Source organism: Streptomyces sp. NBC_00457, from assembly GCF_036014015.1.
Lineage (GTDB): Bacteria > Actinomycetota > Actinomycetes > Streptomycetales > Streptomycetaceae > Streptomyces.
On sequence record NZ_CP107905.1, the window covers coordinates 8209822 to 8229317 of the forward strand.

Consider the following 19496-nt stretch of genomic DNA (forward strand, 5'->3'; position numbering starts at 1 on the left):
TACGTCATATATGAGACGCGATATGTGAGATCCGAGAGGCGCGCATGACCTCTGTGCCCACGCCGATCCCCTCCCGCACGCAATATGTGCAGGAGGAGATCAAACGCCGCATCCTCACCGGGCAGTTGACGCCCGGTCAGGCCCTGGTCGAGACCGAGCTCGCCGCGCAGTTCGGGGTGTCGAAGACCCCCGTGCGGGAGGCGCTGAAGACCCTGGCCGGGACCGGGCTCGTCGTGATGAACCAGTACAAGGGCGTCACGGTGCGCATGGTGGACGCGGACATGGCACGCGAGGTCTACGACGTGCGGCTGCTGCTGGAGCCCGAGGCGCTGAAGCGCGCGGTCCGGCGCGGCGCCTCGCTCGACGCCGCGCGCGCCGCGCTGACCCGCGCCGACGCGGCCGGCGACACCGCCGAACGCTCTCTCGCCAACCGGGAGTTCCACCGCGCCCTGTACCTGCCCTGCGGCAACCCGCTGCTCGGCCGGATGCTCGACGAGGTCCGCGACCAGGCCGCCCTCGTCTCCGCCGTCGCCTGGGCCGCCTCGCCCTCCTGGGACCGGGAGGCCGGCGAGCACCGCGAGATCCTGCGGCTGGCCCTGGAGGGCGACGCGGACGGTGCGGCCCGCGCCCTCCACGCGCACATCGCGTCGTTCGTGCGGCGGGCCTTCCCCGGGGCCCATGAAGAGATCCAGGCCGAGCAGCAGGACGAGGAAGGTCAGGAATGAGCAGCGTGACGTTCGAGGCCCAGCGGGCGGCCCTGGCCGACGTGGTGGCGATCCCGGTGACCCCGTTCGCCGAGGACGGCAGCGTCGACCAGGACACCCACCGGGCCCTGCTGCGTCGGCTGCTCGACGGCGGCATCGGCATCCTCACGCCGAACGGGAACACGGGCGAGTTCTACACCCTCACGCCCCAAGAGCGGCAGCTCGTCACCGAGTTGACCGTCGACGAGGCGGGCGACCGCGCCGCCATCCTGGTCGGCGTCGGCCACGACATCCCCACCGCCGTCGCCTCCGCCCGGCACGCCCGTGAACTCGGCGCCCAGATGGTGATGGTCCACCAGCCCGTCCACCCGTACGTCTCCCAGGGCGGCTGGGTCGACTACCACCGCGCCATCGCCGAGTCCGTGCCCGAGCTGGGCGTCGTCCCGTACCTCCGCAACGCCCAGCTCAGCGGCTTCCGCCTGGCCGAACTCGCCGACGCCTGCCCGAACGTCATCGGCGTGAAGTACGCCGTCCCGGACGCCGCGAGGTTCGCCGCCTTCGCCCGCGACGCGGGCCTGGAACGCTTCGTCTGGGTCGCCGGCCTCGCCGAGCCCTACGCCCCCTCCTACTTCTCCGCGGGCGCCACCGGCTTCACCTCGGGACTCGTGAACGTCGCCCCGTCCGTTTCGCTGAACATGATCGAAGCGCTTCGATCCGGCGACTACCCGGCCGCCATGAAGGTCTGGGAGCAGATCCGCCGCTTCGAGGAACTCCGCGCCGCCAACGGCTCCGCGAACAACGTCACCGTCGTCAAGGAGGCCCTCGCCTCCCTCGGCCTGTGCCGCCGCGACGTCCGCCCGCCGAGCAAGTTGCTGCCCGAGGACGAACGCGCCGAGGTCGCCGCGATCGCCGCGGGGTGGTCCATATGACCGGAAGAAAGCGCCCGGAAGAACTCAGAAGCCACCAGTGGTACGGCACCGAGGGCCAGTTGCGAACCTGGTCGCACAACGCCCGCATGCGCCAGCTGGGATACGAGGCGGAGGAGTACCGGGGCCGCCCGGTGATCGCCGTCCTCAACACCTGGTCCGACATCAACCCCTGCCATGTCCATCTGCGCGAGCGCGCCCAGGCGGTCAAGCGGGGGGTGTGGCAGGCCGGCGGCTTCCCGCTGGAGTTCCCGGTCTCCACGCTCTCGGAGACCTACCAGAAGCCGACCCCGATGCTCTACCGCAACCTGCTCGCGATGGAGACGGAGGAACTGCTGCGGTCGTATCCGATCGACGCGGCGGTGCTGCTCGGCGGCTGCGACAAGTCGACGCCGGCGCTGCTCATGGGCGCGGTCTCGGCCGATGTGCCGTCGATCTTCGTTCCCGCGGGTCCGATGCTGCCGGGGCACTGGCGCGGTACGACCCTGGGGTCCGGTACCGACATGTGGAAGTACTGGGACGAGCACCGCGCGGGCAACCTGACCGACTGTGAACTGCGCGAACTCCAGGGCGGGTTGGCGCGTTCGCCGGGTCACTGCATGACCATGGGGACCGCCTCCACGATGACCGCGGCGGCGGAAGCTCTCGGCATGAGCCTGCCGGGCGCCTCCTCGATACCGGCCGTCGACTCCGGACACGAGCGGATGGCGGCCGCCTCCGGGCGCCGCGCGGTGGAGCTCGCCTGGACCGGGATCGCGCCGTCCTCCATCCTCACCCGCGAGGCCTTCGAGGACGCGGTGACGACCGTCCTGGGTCTCGGCGGCTCCACCAACGCCGTGATCCACCTGATCGCCATGGCGGGACGGGCCGGCGTCAAGCTCACCCTCGACGACTTCGACCGCATCGCCCGCACCGTGCCGGTGCTGGCCAACGTACGGCCCGGCGGACGGACGTACCTCATGGAGGACTTCCACTTCGCCGGCGGCCTGCCTGCCTTCCTCTCGCGGATCACCGACCTGCTGCACCTGGACCGGCCGACCGTGAACGGAACCCTGGGCGAGCAGATCGAGGGTGCCGTCGTCCACAACGACGACGTCATCCGCCCGCGCGATAACCCGGTCGCGCCAGAAGGCGGGGTCGCCGTGCTGCGCGGCAACCTCTGCCCGGACGGCGCCGTCATCAAGCACATCTCCGCCGAGCCGCACCTGCTCAAGCACACCGGCCCCGCGGTCGTCTTCGACGACTACAAGGCGATGCAGCGGACCATCAACGACCCGGCGCTGAACATCACCGCCGACAGCGTGCTGGTGCTGCGCAACGCCGGGCCCAAGGGCGGTCCGGGCATGCCGGAGTACGGGATGCTGCCCCTGCCCGACCATCTGCTGAAGCAGGGTGTACGGGACATGGTGCGGATCTCCGACGCCCGGATGAGCGGCACGAGTTACGGCACGTGCGTGCTCCACGTGGCGCCGGAGTCGTACATCGGAGGCCCGCTCGCGCTGGTGCGCACGGGCGACTCGATCACCCTGGACGTCGACGCGCGAACGCTCCAACTCAACGTGGACGACGAGGAGTTGGAGCGCCGCAGGGCGGAGTGGACGCCGCCGCCCGTGCGGTACGAGCGTGGATACGGCGCGCTCTACAACGAACAGATCACCCAGGCGGACACCGGCTGCGACTTCGAGTTCCTCGCGCGGCCGGGCACGGTGCAGGACCCGTACGCGGGCTGAACCACTCTCGGCCGGACCCTCTTCGGTCGAGATCCCGAACGTTGATCGGTAAGCGCTTCACCCGCGTGACGAGTGAGCGCACGAGCAAACGCACGAGAACGGAGAACAGTCATGGCCCAAGCCGCAGCCGTGGCGAAACCGCCCGCGCCACCGAGGCGGCGGCGCCGTGCCTCTGCCACCCCGCGCAGACTGCCGTACCTGCTGATCGCCCCGGCCGCCGTGCTGATGCTCGGCTTCATCGCCTACCCGGTGCTCAGCGTCTTCTACTACAGCCTGCAGAACTACAACCCCACCAAACCCTGGCGGAACGGCTACGCGGGCTTCGACAACTTCGTCCACGCCTTCACCGAAGACCCGATCTTCTGGGACACGCTGGTCTTCAGCGCGAAGTGGGTCGTCGTCGAGGTCGGGCTGCAGTTGCTGTTCGGTCTCGCGCTGGCGCTGATCGTCAACCAGACGTTCGTCGGACGGGGACTGGGCCGCGCGCTGGTGTTCTCGCCGTGGGCCGTCTCCGGTGTGCTGACCTCCGCGATCTGGGTGCTCCTCTACAACTCCCAGACGGGCATCACCCGTTACCTCGCCGACATGGGCATCGGCACCTACGGCACCAGCTGGCTGTCGGACACCTCCACCGTCTTCCCGGCGGCGATCGTCGCCGATCTCTGGCGCGGCGTGCCCTTCTTCGCGATCCTCATCCTCGCCGACCTCCAGTCCGTCTCGAAGGACCTGTACGAGGCGGCCGAGGTCGACGGGGCGACCAGGCTGCAGCAGTTCTGGCACATCACGCTGCCCCATCTGAAGGACGCGATCATCCTGTCCACGCTGCTGCGCGCGGTCTGGGAGTTCAACAACGTCGACCTGCTGTACACGCTCACCGGCGGCGGACCGGCGGGCGAGACGACGACACTCCCGCTCTACATCGCCAACACCAGCGTCGACGCCCACAACTTCGGCTATGCGTCGGCCCTGACCACCGTCGCGTTCGTGATCCTGCTCTTCTGCTCGATGGTCTATCTGCGGCTGAGCAAGTTCGGAAGTGAGGCCAAGTGAGCACCATCAAGGAGGCCACCGCAGTCGCCCCGGCAGCCCGCCGCCCGGCACCCGAGCCGCAGCGTCCGGCGAAGAAGCGCCGCGCCTGGGACGAGGCCCCGCGCTGGCAGATCTACACCCCGCTGGGGATCTACCTGGTCTTCACCCTGATCCCCTTCTACTGGATCCTGCTCTTCGCGCTCCGCCCGGCAGGATCCACCTCGCTGGTGCCCTGGCCGATGACCTTCGACCACTTCGAGAAGGTGTGGACGGACCGGTCCTTCGGCACCTACTTCCAGAACAGCGTCCTCGTCGGCGTCGCGACCCTGGTCATGACGACGATCGTCGCGCTGGCCGGCGGCTACGCCCTCGCCCGGTTCGACTTCAAGGTCAAGCGGGCCTTCATGCTGGGCCTGCTGTGCTCGCAGTTCGTGCCGGGCGCGCTGCTCCTGGTGCCGCTGTTCGAGATCTTCGCCGAACTGCAGATGATCAACTCGCTGGGCAGCGTCATCCTCGCGGAGACGGTCTTCCAGCTGCCGCTGTCGATGATCCTGATCAGCAACTTCATCAAGAACGTGCCGTACTCCCTGGAGGAGGCCGCCTGGGTCGACGGCTGCAACAGGATGACCGCCTTCCGGATCGTCGTCCTGCCGCTGCTGCGGCCCGGTCTGATCGCCGTCGGCTCCTTCGCCTTCGTGCACTCCTGGAACCACTTCCTGTTCGCCCTGATGTTCCTCAACAACCAGGACAAGCAGACCATCCCCGTCGGCCTCAACACCCTGATGAGCGCGGACAGCGTCGACCTGGGCGCGCTCGCCGCGGGCGGCATCATCGCCGCCGTACCCGTGGTGATCGTCTTCGCCTTCATCCAGAAGTGGCTGATCACCGGCTTCAGCGCGGGGGCGGTGAAGGGGTGAGAAAGCATCAGCTCATCGTGCCGCTGGCCGTGTTGGCCGCGCTCAGCGTCCCCGCCCACGCCGAGGACCGTGACATCAGCCGCGACACCCTGCCCGTGAACGACGGCTGGGCGGCGTACGGTCCCGGCACCACCGGAGGATCGGCGGCCGACGACGCCCACGTCTTCACCGTCAGCGACCGCGCCGAACTGGTCCGCGCCCTCGACGGCGGCAGCGACACCCCGAAGATCATCCGGATCGCCGGGACGATCGACGCCAACACCGACGACGACGGCCACCACCTGGACTGCGCCGACTACGCCACCGATGGCTACAGCCTGAAGAAGTACCTCGCTGCCTACGATCCCCGCACCTGGGGTGCGGCGAAGCCGAGCGGCCCCCAGGAGGAGGCCCGCCAGGCCTCCGCCGCCCGGCAGACCGAACGGGTCGTCCTGAACGTCGGCTCCAACACCACGATCGTCGGCCTCGGCTCCTCGGCGGTACTCAAGGGCGCGAGCCTCCAGGTCAAGAACGCGAACAACGTCATCATCCGCAACCTCGAACTCCGCGACGCCTACGACTGCTTCCCCGTCTGGCAGCCCAACACCGGCGGCCTCGGCGACTGGAAGACGGCGTACGACACCCTGTGGCTGAACGGCGCCACCCACGTCTGGGTCGACCACATCACCGCCAGCGACAAGGGCCACCCCGACGCGAAGGAACCCACCTACTTCGCCCGCAACTACCTCCGCCACGACGGCCTGCTGGACATCACGGGCGGCTCGGATCTGATCACCGTCTCCTGGAGCCGGTTCGCCGACCACGACAAGGCGATGCTGATCGGCAACGGCGACACGGCGACGGGCGATCGCGGCAAGCTCCGGGTGACCCTGCACCACAACGAATTCGAGTCCGTCGTACAACGCGCCCCGCGCGTCCGCTTCGGACAGGTGCACGTCTACAACAACCGGTACGACGTGGAGGACGGCCACCGGTACTCACTCGGCGTCTCCACCGAGTCCGCCCTCTACGCCGAGAACAACGCCTTCCACACCCCCGGCCACATCGAGGCCGCCGACCTGGTGAAGAGCTGGAACGGCACCGCCCTGCACCAGACCGGCACCCTCTTCAACGGCTACCCGGTCGACCTGCTGGCGATCCACAACGCCTACAACTCCGGCAGCGAACGCGATCTCACGGCAGACGTCGGCTGGACACCTACCCTGCACACAAAGATCGACAGCGCCGAGCGGGCCGACCGAGAGGTGGCGCGCGGCGCGGGCGCGGGGAGGATCCCATGAGCGTAGACATCGTCCTGGCAGGCGCGCGCGGCCACGGCCGCTGGCACCTCGACAACATCCGCCGACTCCAGGACAAGGGCATCGTCCGGCTCGCGGGCATCTGCGAGCTGACCCCGCTGACGGAAGGGGAGCTCCCGGACGGCCTGGGCACGCCCGCCCAGTCGCCGGATTTCGGCGCCCTCCTCGACTCCACCGGCGCGCGGATCGCCGTGATCTGCACGCCGATCCCGACCCACACCGACCTCGCCCTGACCGCCGCCGAGCGGGGCGTGCATCTGCTGCTGGAGAAGCCGCCCGCGCCGTCGTACGCCGAGTTCCGGCGGATGGCCGACGGGGTCGCCCGGGCGGGGGTCGCCTGCCAGATCGGGTTCCAGTCGCTGGGCTCGCACGCGGTGCCGGTGATCCGTGAGCTGATCGCCGAAGGGGCGATCGGTGAGCTGGTCGGCATCGGCGGGGCGGGGGCCTGGGCGCGCGCTGAGGCGTACTACCGGCGTGCGCCGTGGGCGGGCAAGCGGCGGCTGAACGGTGTCGAGGTGATCGACGGAGTGCTGACCAACCCGCTCGCGCACGCCGTCGCCACCGCCCTCGCGCTGAACGGCACGACCCGCGCCGAGGACGTCACCGACATCGAGACCGAGCTGCTGCGCGCCAACGACATCGAGTCCGACGACACCTCCTGCGTCCGCGTCACGACCACAACGGGCCGCACGGTCACCGTCGCCGCGACCCTGTGCGCCGAGGTTCCCGACGAGCCGTACGTCCTCGTGCACGGCAGCCGCGGCCGGATCACCTTCTGGTACAAGCAGGACCGCGTGCTGCTCCAGCGCGCCGACCACGGCCCGGAGGAGACCGAGTACGCCCGTACGGACCTGCTGGAGAACCTCGTCGACCACGTCACCACCGGCGCCGCGCTGCTGGTCACGCCGGACTCGACGGGCGCCTTCATGAAAGTCGTTGAAGCGATTCGACTGGCCCCCGACCCGGCCCCGCTGCCCGAGGAGGCCTGGGACTTCGTCCCCGAAGAGGGCCGCCGGGTGGTCCCCGGCGTCGACGGCCTCGTCGCCGCCGCCGCCGACACCCTCTCCCTCTACTCCGAGCTGGGCGCCCCCTGGGCGCTCCCGCAAGCGCGCCCGAAAGAGGTGAGCACCTGATGACGACCACCGACTCCCCGGTCCTGCGCGTCGCGGGCCGCCCTGTCGCCCGCTATGTGACGCGGCCCGAGCTGGCCCCCCGGCTCTCCCCACGCCCCTATCTGCACCCCGTCACCACCCTGGCCGGCACGGCGGTCACCGAGCTGAGCCCCGCCGACCACACCCACCACCTCGGCGTCGGTGTCGCCGTTCCCGACGTCGAGGGGCACAACTTCTGGGGCGGACGCACCTACGTCCGCGACCAAGGCCCCACCGAGCTGGACAACCACGGAGCCCAGCGGCACACCGCGTTCCAGCTCCGCGACCCCGACGGCTTCGTGGAGGAGCTGCGCTGGGTGGCCGCGGGAGCCGAGCTGCTGCGCGAGCGCCGTACCGTGGCGGCCACCGAACTCACCGACGCCGCCTGGGCGTTGGACCTCACCTTCTCCCTCACCAACATCACCTCCAACCTGCTGTCGATCGGCAGCCCGGCCACCAACGGCCGCCCCGGCGCTGCTTATGGCGGCTTCTTCTGGCGGGCGCGCAAGGAGTCCACGGCGCCGGACGTGTTCACCCTCGACCGCGAGGGCGAGCAGGAGATCCACGGCACCTGCGCCGCCTGGGTGGCTCTCGCCGGCTCCACCTGGACCCTGATCTTCGCCGGGGCCACCGAACACACCCGCCGGGACCGGTGGTTCGTGCGCGCCACGGAGTACCCCGGCGTCGGCTCCTCCCTCGCCGCCGAACAGCGGCTGCCGATCCCGCCCGGCGAGACCGCCGTCCGCCGGATCGTCACCGTCGTCGCCGACGGCCGCATCAGCCGGCTCGAAGCGGCGTCCCTGATCCGCAAGGCGGTGAACGCATGACGACCGACACCTACCGCAATCCGATCCTCGACGCCGACTGGTCCGACCCGGACGTGGTCCGCGTGGGCGACGACTTCTACCTCACGGCCTCCAGCTTCGGCCGCGCCCCCGGCCTGCCCCTGCTCCACTCCCGCGACCTGGTCAACTGGACCCTGGTCGGCCACGCACTCGAGCGCCTGGAACCGGCGGCCGAGTTCAGATCCCCGCGCCACGACTGCGGAGTCTGGGCACCGGCTCTACGCCACCACGACGACCGCTTCTGGATCTTCTGGGGCGACCCCGACCAGGGCATCTTCCAGATCAACGCCCCCGAGATCCGGGGCCCCTGGACCCGCCCCCACCTCGTCAAGGCGGGCAAGGGCCTGATCGACCCCTGCCCCCTCTGGGACGAGGAGACCGGCGAGGCCTATCTGATCCACGCCTGGGCCAAGTCCCGCTCCGGCATCAAGAACCGCCTCACCGGCCACCGGATGCAGCCTGACGGGACGTCACTCCTCGACGAGGGCAAGGTGATCGTCGACGGGGACCGCATCCCCGGCTGGTTCACCCTCGAAGGCCCCAAGCTCTACCGGCACGACGGCTGGTTCTGGATCCTCGCCCCCGCCGGGGGAGTGGAGACCGGCTGGCAGGGCGCCTTCCGCTCGCGCGGGTTCTTCGGTCCGTACGAGGAGAGGATCGTCCTCGAGCAGAAGGACACCGACGTCAACGGACCGCACCAGGGCGGCTGGGTGCGCACCCCGTCCGGTGAGGACTGGTTCGTGCACTTCCAGCAGCGCGGTGCCTACGGCCGGGTCGTCCATCTCCAGCCGATGCGCTGGGGCACGGACGGCTGGCCCGTGCTCGGCGACGACGGCGCCCCCGTCGCCGTACACAAGCGTCCGGACCTGCCGCCGCAGCCGGCCACCGCGCCCGCCACCGACGACGGCTTCCCCGGCGGACGCTTCGGCCGCCAGTGGTCGTGGACCGCCAACCCGCAGGACGGCTGGGCCACCCAGCACTCCGGCGACGGCCTCCGCCTCACCTGCGTCCGCTCGGCCGACACGCACGACCTGCGCAAACTGCCGAGCGTCCTCACCCAGCGACTGCCCGGGACGCCCTGCACGGTGGAGGTCGGGTTGCAGCTCCACAGCGAGGAGCCCGGGTCCAGGGCAGGGCTCGCGGTGCTCGGAGACGCCTTCAGCTGGATCGGGTTGCAGCGGGGGACCGACGGGACGGTCCACCTGGTGCACCGGTTCGCCGAGGCTGTGGCCGAGCAGGAACGGGACGCCGCCCATCCGCGGCTCGCGCCCGGCGGACGGGCCCGGCTGCGGATCGAGATCGGCTCCGGGGCACGCTGCCGCTTCTCGTACGACGTCGGCGACGGCTGGACGTCCTCCGGTCCCGTCTTCGCCGCCACCCCCTGGCGCTGGGTCGGCGCCCTGCTCGGACTGTTCGCGCTCGCGCCCGCCGGCGGGGGACACGCCGGCGCCGCGGTCTTCACGCACTTCCGGATCACCCCCCTGTAACTCACGTCACCCGTAAGCCTGTTACGCCCGTCGGGAGCCGCAATGACGCACTTCCACAGCCTCCATAGCAAGCGCTTGCCCCATGCTTCGAGACCGGGGTACGGCCTCGTCCTGGCCGCGGTCGTGGGCCTGGTCGCCGCACTGTGCCTCGGATCCGTCGGGGAGGCGAAGGCCGCCGCCCCGGCCTCCTGGTCCCGCTGGAGCGACCAGCCGCACGGGTTCGCCTCGCTCGCCGGCGGTACCACCGGGGGCGCGGGCGGCAAGGTCGTCACCGTCACCGACCAGGCCTCGCTGATGAAGTACGCGGGCGCCGAGGAGCCGTACATCATCCGGGTCCAGGGCACGATCACGGCTCAGCCGTTCGGCGCGAGCGTCGAGGTCGCCTCGGACAAGACGATCGTCGGGGTCGGCGCGAGCGGTGAGCTGGTGCAGGGCGAGTTCCATCTCAGCCCCGGCACGCACAACGTGATCATCCGCAACATGACGATCCGCGACTCGGCGATCGAGGGCAACTGGGACTGCAAGGACACCGACTTCGACGGCATCCAGATGGACACCGTCCACCACGTCTGGGTCGACCACAACCGCTTCTCGAACATCTGCGACGGACAGCTCGACGTCCGCAAGGACAGCGAGTACGTGACCGTCTCCTACAACCGGTTCGAGAACAACAACAAGACGTTCGGGCTTGGTTGGACCACCAACGTCAAGACCCAGATCACCATCGACCACAACTGGTTCGCCCACACCAAGCAGCGCAACCCGTCCATCGACAACGCCGCGTACGCGCACCTCTACAACAACTACCTGACCGCACAGGTGGATCCCGGCGACCCCGTGTGGACGTACGGGAACTGGTCACGCGGCAAGACCAAGATGGTCATCGAGAACTCCTACTACCAGGACGTCCAGCACCCCTACCAGGCCGATGCCACCGCCGAGTTGGTGCAGCGCGGGTCGATCCTGAAGAACACCAGCGGGCGGCACGACGCGTGGGGTGCGGCCTTCGATCCGCGGGAGTTCTACGACTACCGGCTCGACCCGGCCGCCGCCGTGCCCGCGATCGTGAAGCGGTTCTCCGGCCCGCAGGAGCGGATCGGGGTGGCGCTTGAGCCGACTCAGACCCCCACAACTTCATAACTCAGCTGGATCCAGAAGAAGAAGAGAGCCGACCATGAAGATCAGTATTCGCAGAAGCAGGCGCGCGGCCATCGCGGTCGCCCTGGGGTCAGTGCTCGCGCTGACCGCCACCGCCTGCGGTGACGACGGCAGCGGGACGGGCGGTGACACGGGCGCGGAAGGCAGCGGCAAGGGCAAGGTCGTCTTCTGGGACAACAACGGCGGTGTCCGCACCGACATCTGGAAAGAGATCATCGCCGACTTCGAGAAGGCCAACCCGGACATCGACGTCGAGTACGTCGGTATCGCCTCCACCGAGTACCAGTCCAAGGTCGACACCGCCATCCAGGCCGACGGCCTGCCCGACGTCGGCGGTGTCGGCGCGGCCATGCTCGCCGGGTTCTCCGCGCAGAACGCGCTGGAGCCGCTGGACGACCGACTCGCCAAGTCCTCGCTGAACGGCAAGCTCAACGAGGACATAGTCGAGTCGCTGAAGGCCGCCGGCGGCGGGGACGACGCGCTGTACTCGATTCCGACCTCGGCGAACAACGGTGTCCTGTACTACCGCACCGATCTGTTCAAGGCGGCCGGGCTGGAGGAGCCGCTCACCTGGGAGGCCTTCTACAAGGCCGCTGAGAAGCTGACCAACTCCGGGAAGAACGAGTTCGGTTACACCATTCGTGGTGGCGCCGGGTCCATCGCGCAGGCGCTGGACGCGATGTACGGGCAGTCCGGGATCACGTCCTTCTGGGACGCGAGCGGTGAGAAGACGACCGTCAACGACCCCAAGAACGTGGCGGCGTTGGAGAAGTACGCGGCTCTGTACAAGAAGGTCACTCCGGCTGCCGACCTCAACAACGACTTCACCAAGATGGTCGCGCAGTGGGATTCCGGCACGATCGGGATGCTGAACCACAACCTGGGGTCGTACCAGGATCATGTGAAGGCGCTCGGGGTCGACAAGTTCCGGGGTATTCCGCAGCCGATCGGCTCCGGCGGCAAGCGGGTCCAGGTGTCCAACCCCGTGGACGGGCTGGGGTTGTTCAAGAGCTCCAAGAACAAGGACGCGGCGTGGAAGTTCATCGAGTTCGCCACGTCGCCCGAGGAGAACTCGAAGTTCAACAAGTCGGCGGGGCAGGTGCCGGCGAACACGGATGCGGCCAAGGACGCGTGGATCTCTGAGGCCGAGCCCACGAAACTGGCTGCGCAGGCGTTGAGTGACGGGTCGACGACGATTGTGCAGCTGCCGTACTACCTGCCTGACTGGAACACGATTTCCAAGGCGGAGAACGAGCCGAACTTCCAGAAGGTGCTGCTCGGAGACATGAGCGCGAAGGACTTTCTGGACACGCTCGCCGACCAGCTGAACGAGGCTCAGGCCGAGTGGAAGGAACAGAACGGCTGAGAGATTGGTGCGTTTCGGTTGTGGGGGGCTGCGGGGCTGGTGTGGCTGGTCGCGCCCACGCGGCGGAGCCGCAAATCGATACAGCCCCGCGCCCCTGGGTGGGTGATCTTCCCCTTACTGAAAGGGCACCGTTGTGTCTCTCAGTCGTAGACAGGTTGCTGCTGCATTTGGGGTCGTTCCGATTGTCGCGACCGGTACCGCTCATGCATCTGGCCGCCGACCCCGCACCCTCTTCATCGCCGGTGATTCCACCGCCGCCCAGAAGTACGCCGCCGCCGCTCCGGAAACCGGGTGGGGAATGGCGCTTCCCTTCTTCCTCCACAAGGACCGGCCCGTTTCCAACCATGCGGTGAACGGCCGTAGTTCGAAGAGCTTCGTCGATGAAGGGCGGCTCGATGTCGTCCTCGGACAGATTCGGGCCGGTGACTTCCTCCTGATCCAGTTCGCGCACAACGACGAGAAGGCCGACGATCCGACTCGGTACACGGAGCCCTGGTCGACGTATCAGGAGTATCTGCGGTTGTACGTCGACGGGGCTCGGGCGCGTGGGGCGCGGCCCGTGCTGGCGACGGCCGTCGAGCGGCGTCGGTTCGATGTGGGCTGCAACGCTGTGCCCAGTCATGGCGACTATCCGGCGGCGATGCGGGCGCTGGCCCAGGAGGAGCGGGTGGCGTTGCTCGACCTTCAGGCGCTGTCGCTCGCGTTGTGGCAGGGGCTCGGGGTCGAGGCGACGAAGAAGTACTTCAACTGGACCGAGACCGAGCAGGACAACACGCACTTCAATCCGCCGGGTGCGATCGCCGTGGCGCGGATCGCGGCGCGGGAGCTGGTGCGTACGCGTGTGCTCCGCCCGCAGGACGTGCGCCGGCTCGACGAGGAGATCCCGGAGTCCTGGATCACCTGGCCGCAGGCCGCCGCGTAACCACACCGACCACAGACGACCACCAGAAAAGAGAGCCGCACAATGAACGCACAGAGATGGCATGCGCATGCCACAACCAAGGCAGCTGTGTTGATCGGCTGCACCGCGCTCGTCCTCGGTCTCACCGGCACCAGTGCCCAGGCCGGACCCCGTGACCTGGGCCGTCAGGTCCTCAGCGCGGGTGACGGCTGGGGATCGGAGGGTGCGGGGACGACCGGTGGTTCGGCAGCCGACGCCGAGCACGTCTACACCGTCACCACGTGGGCCGAGTTCAAGGCCGCGCTGCAGGCCGGGGGAGACGCACCGAAGATCATCAAGGTCAAGGGCGTGATCGACGCCGTCTCCCAGGGCTGCGAGGCCTTCGTCACCGACGGCTACGACCTCCAGCAGTACCTCAAGGACTACGACCCGGCCGTCTACGGCAACGACAAGGTCGCCATGGGACCGCAGGAGGACGCGCGGGTCGCGTCCGCCGCCAACCAGGACGCGGAGATCAAGGCCTTCATCCCCAGCAACACCACCATCGTCGGCGTCGGGAAGAACTCCGCCATCCTCGGCGCCAGCCTCCAGATCCTCGGTGTCTCGAACGTCATCCTGCGCAACCTCACCATCGAGGCCCCACTCGACTGCTTCCCCAAGTGGGACCCGACCGACGACAACAACACCGGGAACTGGAACTCCGAGTACGACACCGTCGTCGTCTACGGCACGGATCACGTGTGGCTCGACCACAACACGTTCACCGACGGGCGCTTCCCCGACAGCGAGCGGCCCGTCTACTTCGGCAAGGTCTTCCAGCAGCACGACGGCCTGACGGACATCGTGCGCGGCTCCAACTACGTGACGGTGTCCTGGAACCGCTACGAGAACCACGACAAGAACATGCTGATCGGCAACGGCGACGGCCTCGCCGCCATCGACGCCGGCAAGCTCAAGGTCACCATGCACCACAACCGCTTCGACGGGATCCTCCAGCGTTCCCCGCGCGTGCGGTTCGGACAGGTCGACGTCTACAACAACCACTACGTGGTGAACGAGGAACAGCAGGACGACTACTACATCTTCGGCGTCGGCATCTCCTCGCAGCTCCACGCCACCGACAACGCGATCACGCTGCCGCCCGGCGCGAGCGTCGGCAAGGCGCTGAAGAAGTGGAACGAGTCACCGCTGACCGCCGAGAACAACTACGTCAACGGCAAGCGGACCGACCTCATCGCCGTCCACAACGCCGAGATCCCGGAGGAGACCCTCCAGTCCGGCGCCGGCTGGAAGCCGACCCTGCGGACGAAGGTCGACCACCCCAAGGCGGTCCCGGGAATCGTCGCCCACCGCGCGGGCGCCGGCCGCCTGCGCTGAATCCAAGAGCGCGAGCGAGCGGACGGGCCGGGGGGCCGCACCCCTCCGGCCCGCCTGCCCACCCACCCACACGAGCCGCACCGCGAAGGAGTACCCGTATGCCCTCGCAGTTCCCGTTGTCCCGCCGAGGATTCCTCATGGCGTCCGCCGCGGCGGGCGCCGCCCTCGGTCTCGCCTCCGCCCCCGCGCGGGCAGGCGGCAGACCGCGACCGTTCGGCCGGTACGGTTCACCGGCCGCCCGCCGCACCCCGAAGTCTCTGTACGTCGACCCGCGCGGCCAAGGCGACTTCACCTCCGTACAGGCCGCCGTGAACGCCGCGGCCGGCAGCGGCTGGACGCTGGTCCTGGCACCCGGCACCTACCGGGAGACGGTCGCCGTCGACGCCAGCCGGACGGAAGCGACCTGGATCGGCGCCTCGGAGAACCCCCGCGACGTCGTGATCGTGTACGACAACGCGGCTGGTACTCCGAAACCCGGCGGCGGCACCTACGGCACCAGCGGGTCCGCCACCACCACCGTGCAGGCTGACGGGTTCACCGCGCGGGACATCACCTTCGCCAACGACTGGCTCCGCGCCGACCACCCCGAGATCACCGGCACCCAGGCCGTCGCCATCAAGGTGCAGGGCGACCGCTCGGCGTTCTGGCGGTGCCGGTTCCTCGGGCATCAGGACACGCTGTACGCCGACTCGATGGCGCTCGGCACCTTCGCCCGGCAGTACTTCGCGCACTGCTACGCCGAGGGTGACGTCGACTTCGTCTTCGGGCGGGCCACCGCCGTGTACGAGCACTGCCGCTTCCACACGCTGGCCCGGGACGTCGACTTCACGCCCAAGGGCATGGTGTTCGCGCCGTCCACGGCCCGTGGCAACCCGTACGGCTACCTGGCCGTGAAGTGCCGTATCACCAGCGGCGCGGAGGACGGGGCGTACAAGCTGGCCCGGCCCTGGGTGCCGAGTTCCGACACCACGGCGCGGCCTGCCCTCGTCGTGCGCGACACCTGGATGGGCACGGGCATCGACGCCGCCGCGCCCTACACCAACATGGCATCCGGCTTCCCCTGGCAGGACCAGCGGTTCGCCGAGTACCGCAACACCGGACCCGGCGCCGCGATCACCGTCCCGGCGAACCGTCCCCAGCTCAGCGCCGATGAAGCCGAGTCGCACACCCGGAAGGCATACCTCCGTGACTGGCGCCCCGCTGCCTGAGTTCCACTCCACCCTCAAGGACGACCTGCGTTTCCCGCTCGCCTGGGGCACCTCGCCGATCCGGGACTTCGAGGAGTGGCGGCGGGCGGCGCGGGCCAAGGTGGAGGAACTGCTGGTCGTCGGGCGGCAGGACGGGGTTCCGTATGCGCCCGAGGTCACGGACGCCGTACAAGACGACTTCTGCACGCGGGAGTTGGTCACCCTCTCCCTCACCCGCTACGAACGCGTCCGCGGTGTTCTGCTCACCCCGCACGGCCCCGGCCCCTTCCCCGCCGTACTGCTGCTGCACGACCACGGAGCCACGTTCGACATCGGGAAGGAGAAGCTGGTCCGTCCCTGGTACGACGACACCCGGCTCGCCTCCGCGCGGGCCTGGGCGGACCGGCACTTCAGCGGCAGGTTCATCGGCGACGAGCTCGCCCGGCGCGGGTATGTCGTCCTCTGCCTGGACGCGCCCGGCTGGGGCGATCGAGGGCCCCTCGCCTATGACCAGCAGCAGGCCCTGGCCAGCACCTTCTACCACCTCGGCTCCTCGCTCGCCGGGCTCATGGCCCGTGAGGACGCCCGCGCGGCCGACTTCCTGGCCGGCCTGCACCGCGTGCGCGGGGTCGCCACGCTCGGCTTCTCCATGGGCGCCTATCGCGCCTGGCAGACCGCCGCGCTGACCGACTCCGTCGCGGCCACGGCGGCCGTCTGCTGGATGACCGGCCTGAAGGAAATGATGGTGCCCGGCAACAACACGCTGCGCGGGCAGTCGTCGTACTACATGCTCCACCCCGGGCTTCCCCGGTTCCTGGACTACCCCGACGTGGCGGGCATCGCCGCACCCAGGCCGATGCTCTTCTTCAGCGGCGCCCTGGACCCCCTCTTCCCCGCCGACGGCGTACGGGTGGCCCACGACAAGCTGACCGCCGTCTGGCGCTCGCACCACGCCGAGGAGCGGCTGCGCCTGAAGACATGGCCCGACCTGGGCCATGTCTTCGAGGACCGCATGCAGGACGAGGTGTTCGCCTGGCTCGACACCGTCCTGTGAGTGAGCTGAGCCAAGCGCGCCCGGCGAAGTCCGCTGCGGTTCGGCAGCGCCCCGAAGGGGCGCGGGGAACTGCGCGACCAGCCACGACGGTGCCGCAGGCGACCGACCGTATAGAGCGGCACTTCCCGCGGAGCGCTCAGCGCCGTACCGGCCTGATCGACTCCAGGGTCGGCACCACCGGCTTGATCGTGCCGTCGGCCGCGAACTCCATGCGGTCGACGGTGGTCTCGCGGTGGGTGCCGTCGCCGCCCGCCGTGCCGGGGCCGTTGAGGGCGAACCGGTGGTAGACCATGTACCAGTCGTCGGTGCCGGGCGTGTTCACCACCGAGTGGTGGCCCGTTCCCTTGATCCCGTACTCCGGGCGCTTGGACAGGATCGTGCCCCGCTTGGTCCACGGGCCGAGCGGGGACGGTCCCGTCGCATAGGCGACGTGGTAGTTCTCGCTGCGGGTGTCGTCCTCGGACCACATGAAGTAGTACGTGCCCTTGCGCTTGACGACGAAGGAGCCCTCACGGAAGTTGTCCGGGGTGATGTCCCGCACCTTCGAAGGGTCGTACGAGGTCATGTCGTCGCCCAGCGGGACGACGTAGCCGTGTCCGTTGCCCCAGTAGAGATACGACGTCCCGTCGTCGTCCGTGAAGACGGACGGGTCGATCATCTGGCCGCTGAGGGAACCGCCCTTGGCGACGAGGGGCTTGCCGAGGGCGTCCTTGAACGGGCCCGCGGGGGAGTCCGCGACGGCCACCCCTATCTGCTGCTCGGCGCAGAAGTAGAAGTAGTACTTGCCGTCCTTCTCGGCGATCGCGGGAGCCCACGCGTTCTTGTCGGCCCACGAGACATCAGGACCCAGGTCGAGGATCACGCCATGGTCCTTCCAGTGGACCAGGTCCTTCGACGAGAACGCCTTGAACTGGGTACCGCTCCAGCCGGGGAAGCCGTCCGTCGTCGGGTAGATCCAGTAACGGCCGTCCATGTAGCGGATGTCGGGGTCGGCGTACAGCCCCGGCAGGACCGGGCTGCGGGTCGGCACCGCCTCGACGGTCCAGGTTCTGGTCGTTCCGTCCGCCGCCGTCACCTTGTACGTCTGCGGCTTGCGGAAGTCTCGGCGCGTGCCGCTGGGCGGGGTCATCTTCGCGCCCACACCGACGGCGAACCGGGGCGCCAAGTGCCGTAGATCCGCCGCGGGTTGCATCGGGAGCACGACCTTGCTCGTCGCCTCGGTGACGACCGCGTACCCCTTCTGGCCCTTCGCCGTCGCGTCCACGACCGACGTCGGGGTGACCGGGTAGGCCGCAAGGAGCCGGTCGTACTCGGCCTGCGTCACCGGAATCACCGTGCCGTGCCGGGGACTTGCGGGAAGCTGGTAGTTCGCGGACATGGTCCACTTGCCCGAGTCGAGGTCGGTGGTCTCGAAGGGGACGTAGCCCCGGCCGCCGTACTCGTCGATGAACAGGTACCACTTGTCCTCGGTGTTCGACTTGAACACCGTCGGGCCCTCACCGCGGTCGATCGAGCCGCTGCCGATGCAGTCCGAGACGAAGTCGTACGAGGTGTCCGTCAGCGTCGTCGACTTCTCGGCGGTGATGAACTTCGAGCAGGGGCTGGAGGAGGTGGGGTCCCGCTCGTCCTTGGTGTAGCGGTAGTAGGTGTCCTTGTGCTTGACCACGGTCGAGTCGATGACCGAGTAGCCGGGGTCGTCCCAGACCTTCGGCTCGCTGAAAGTGCGGAAGTCCTTCGTCGTCGCGTACAGCATCTTGTTGTACGTCGAGCCGGTGTGGTCGGGGTCGTCGTCGGCGTACAGCTTGGACGCCCAGAAGACGACGTACGCGTCCAGCGTGTCGTCCCAGTAGGCCTCCGGCGCCCAGGTGTTGCCCGCGTTGTCCGGGGACACCTTCACCAGGCGCTGGTCGGTCCAGTTGACCAGGTCGGTGGACTCCCAGACCATGATGGACTTGCTGCCGTGCCGCTGGACGTGGTCCCAACTGCCGCTGCTGTTCTGGTACATGCGCAGGTCGGTGGCGATCAGATAGAACTTGTCGCCCTTGGGGGAGCGGATCACGAACGGGTCGCGCAGGCCCTTCTCGCCGATGGTGGAGGTGAGGACCGGCTTGCCCGCGTTCAACTCGCGCCAGCGCAGCGGGTCGTTGCCGCGGCTGAGGGCGTAGCGGATCTGCTCGCCGTCGGCGGTGCCCTCGCCGGTGAAGTAGGCGAAGAGATAGCCGGCGTACTTGGACTTGCTCACGGGCGGCGCTCCTGATTGCGCGGTGCCGGCTGGGGCGGTGACAAGGGTGAGGAGGAGGGCGAGACAGGCGACGAGCACGGCTCTGGGGCGCATGGGCAGTCCTGTAGGAGTGTGGGCGTTTCTG

The 19496-nt window shown here is 69.0% G+C and carries 15 protein-coding genes and 1 pseudogene; 15 read left to right on the plus strand and 1 reads right to left on the minus strand.

All coding sequences use genetic code 11. The features are described 5' to 3' along the window. Positions 1-44: 44 nt before the first annotated feature. The 15 genes and pseudogenes from OG828_RS37515 (at position 45) to OG828_RS37585 (ending at position 17130) form a co-directional block, all read left to right on the plus strand. Positions 45-725, plus strand: a complete 681-nt coding sequence (locus OG828_RS37515; protein ID WP_210575695.1) for a GntR family transcriptional regulator — start codon at positions 45-47, stop codon at positions 723-725. Then, positions 722-1633: a dihydrodipicolinate synthase family protein gene (locus tag OG828_RS37520; RefSeq protein ID WP_328503690.1), complete on the plus strand. Its 912-nt coding sequence runs from the start codon at positions 722-724 to the stop codon at positions 1631-1633. Before OG828_RS37515 ends, OG828_RS37520 begins: the two co-directional genes overlap by 4 nt. Further along, positions 1630-3360, plus strand: coding sequence for an L-arabinonate dehydratase (gene araD, locus OG828_RS37525; RefSeq protein WP_328503691.1), 1731 nt, complete (start codon positions 1630-1632; stop codon positions 3358-3360). The genes OG828_RS37520 and araD overlap by 4 nt, the downstream gene beginning before the upstream one ends. Positions 3361-3471: 111 nt before the next feature. Beyond that, positions 3472-4410, plus strand: a complete 939-nt coding sequence (locus OG828_RS37530; protein ID WP_210575691.1) for a carbohydrate ABC transporter permease — start codon at positions 3472-3474, stop codon at positions 4408-4410. Next, positions 4407-5306, plus strand: a complete 900-nt coding sequence (locus OG828_RS37535) for a carbohydrate ABC transporter permease (RefSeq protein WP_443062465.1) — start codon at positions 4407-4409, stop codon at positions 5304-5306. Before OG828_RS37530 ends, OG828_RS37535 begins: the two co-directional genes overlap by 4 nt. Next, positions 5303-6586: a pectate lyase family protein gene (locus OG828_RS37540; RefSeq protein WP_328503692.1), complete on the plus strand. Its 1284-nt coding sequence runs from the start codon at positions 5303-5305 to the stop codon at positions 6584-6586. The genes OG828_RS37535 and OG828_RS37540 overlap by 4 nt, the downstream gene beginning before the upstream one ends. Continuing rightward, entirely contained in the window at positions 6583-7737 is a 1155-nt protein-coding gene (locus OG828_RS37545) for a Gfo/Idh/MocA family protein (protein WP_328503693.1), read from the plus strand. Before OG828_RS37540 ends, OG828_RS37545 begins: the two co-directional genes overlap by 4 nt. Next, positions 7737-8582, plus strand: coding sequence for a PmoA family protein (locus tag OG828_RS37550; protein WP_328503694.1), 846 nt, complete (start codon positions 7737-7739; stop codon positions 8580-8582). The genes OG828_RS37545 and OG828_RS37550 overlap by 1 nt, the downstream gene beginning before the upstream one ends. After that, complete coding sequence (locus tag OG828_RS37555) at positions 8579-10087, plus strand: glycoside hydrolase family 43 protein (protein WP_328503695.1); 1509 nt, start codon at positions 8579-8581, stop codon at positions 10085-10087. Before OG828_RS37550 ends, OG828_RS37555 begins: the two co-directional genes overlap by 4 nt. A 42-nt stretch (positions 10088-10129) precedes the next feature. Next, positions 10130-11188 (plus strand): annotated as a pseudogene (locus OG828_RS37560) (pectate lyase family protein); the annotation flags it as partial. Positions 11189-11261: 73 nt separating this feature from the next. After that, complete coding sequence (locus OG828_RS37565; protein WP_328503697.1) at positions 11262-12611, plus strand: ABC transporter substrate-binding protein; 1350 nt, start codon at positions 11262-11264, stop codon at positions 12609-12611. 133 nt (positions 12612-12744) lie between these two features. After that, positions 12745-13533: a rhamnogalacturonan acetylesterase gene (locus OG828_RS37570; RefSeq protein ID WP_328503698.1), complete on the plus strand. Its 789-nt coding sequence runs from the start codon at positions 12745-12747 to the stop codon at positions 13531-13533. Positions 13534-13575: 42 nt separating this feature from the next. After that, positions 13576-14889 (plus strand): pectate lyase family protein, encoded by a 1314-nt coding sequence (locus tag OG828_RS37575; protein ID WP_328503699.1) that lies wholly within the window; start codon positions 13576-13578, stop codon positions 14887-14889. Positions 14890-14987: 98 nt separating this feature from the next. Continuing rightward, a complete protein-coding gene (locus tag OG828_RS37580; RefSeq protein WP_328503700.1) occupies positions 14988-16097 on the plus strand; it encodes a pectinesterase family protein in 1110 nt (369 codons plus the stop codon). Continuing rightward, positions 16039-17130, plus strand: a complete 1092-nt coding sequence (locus OG828_RS37585) for a dienelactone hydrolase family protein (protein ID WP_328503701.1) — start codon at positions 16039-16041, stop codon at positions 17128-17130. The genes OG828_RS37580 and OG828_RS37585 overlap by 59 nt, the downstream gene beginning before the upstream one ends. A gap of 136 nt (positions 17131-17266) precedes the next feature. Here OG828_RS37585 and OG828_RS37590 read toward each other — a convergent pair whose 3' ends face one another. Further along, positions 17267-19465: a family 43 glycosylhydrolase gene (locus tag OG828_RS37590; RefSeq protein ID WP_328503702.1), complete on the minus strand. Its 2199-nt coding sequence runs from the start codon at positions 19463-19465 to the stop codon at positions 17267-17269. Positions 19466-19496 lie beyond the last annotated feature (31 nt).

Coding starts and splice junctions, on each gene's coding strand:
- OG828_RS37515 (WP_210575695.1), top strand. CDS start 45: ATGACCTCTGTGCCCACGCCGATCCCCTCCCGCACGCAATATGTGCAG.
- OG828_RS37520 (WP_328503690.1), top strand. CDS start 722: ATGAGCAGCGTGACGTTCGAGGCCCAGCGGGCGGCCCTGGCCGACGTG.
- araD (WP_328503691.1), top strand. CDS start 1,630: ATGACCGGAAGAAAGCGCCCGGAAGAACTCAGAAGCCACCAGTGGTAC.
- OG828_RS37530 (WP_210575691.1), top strand. CDS start 3,472: ATGGCCCAAGCCGCAGCCGTGGCGAAACCGCCCGCGCCACCGAGGCGG.
- OG828_RS37545 (WP_328503693.1), top strand. CDS start 6,583: ATGAGCGTAGACATCGTCCTGGCAGGCGCGCGCGGCCACGGCCGCTGG.
- OG828_RS37550 (WP_328503694.1), top strand. CDS start 7,737: ATGACGACCACCGACTCCCCGGTCCTGCGCGTCGCGGGCCGCCCTGTC.
- OG828_RS37555 (WP_328503695.1), top strand. CDS start 8,579: ATGACGACCGACACCTACCGCAATCCGATCCTCGACGCCGACTGGTCC.
- OG828_RS37565 (WP_328503697.1), top strand. CDS start 11,262: ATGAAGATCAGTATTCGCAGAAGCAGGCGCGCGGCCATCGCGGTCGCC.
- OG828_RS37575 (WP_328503699.1), top strand. CDS start 13,576: ATGAACGCACAGAGATGGCATGCGCATGCCACAACCAAGGCAGCTGTG.
- OG828_RS37580 (WP_328503700.1), top strand. CDS start 14,988: ATGCCCTCGCAGTTCCCGTTGTCCCGCCGAGGATTCCTCATGGCGTCC.
- OG828_RS37585 (WP_328503701.1), top strand. CDS start 16,039: ATGAAGCCGAGTCGCACACCCGGAAGGCATACCTCCGTGACTGGCGCC.
- OG828_RS37590 (WP_328503702.1), bottom strand. CDS start 19,465: ATGCGCCCCAGAGCCGTGCTCGTCGCCTGTCTCGCCCTCCTCCTCACC.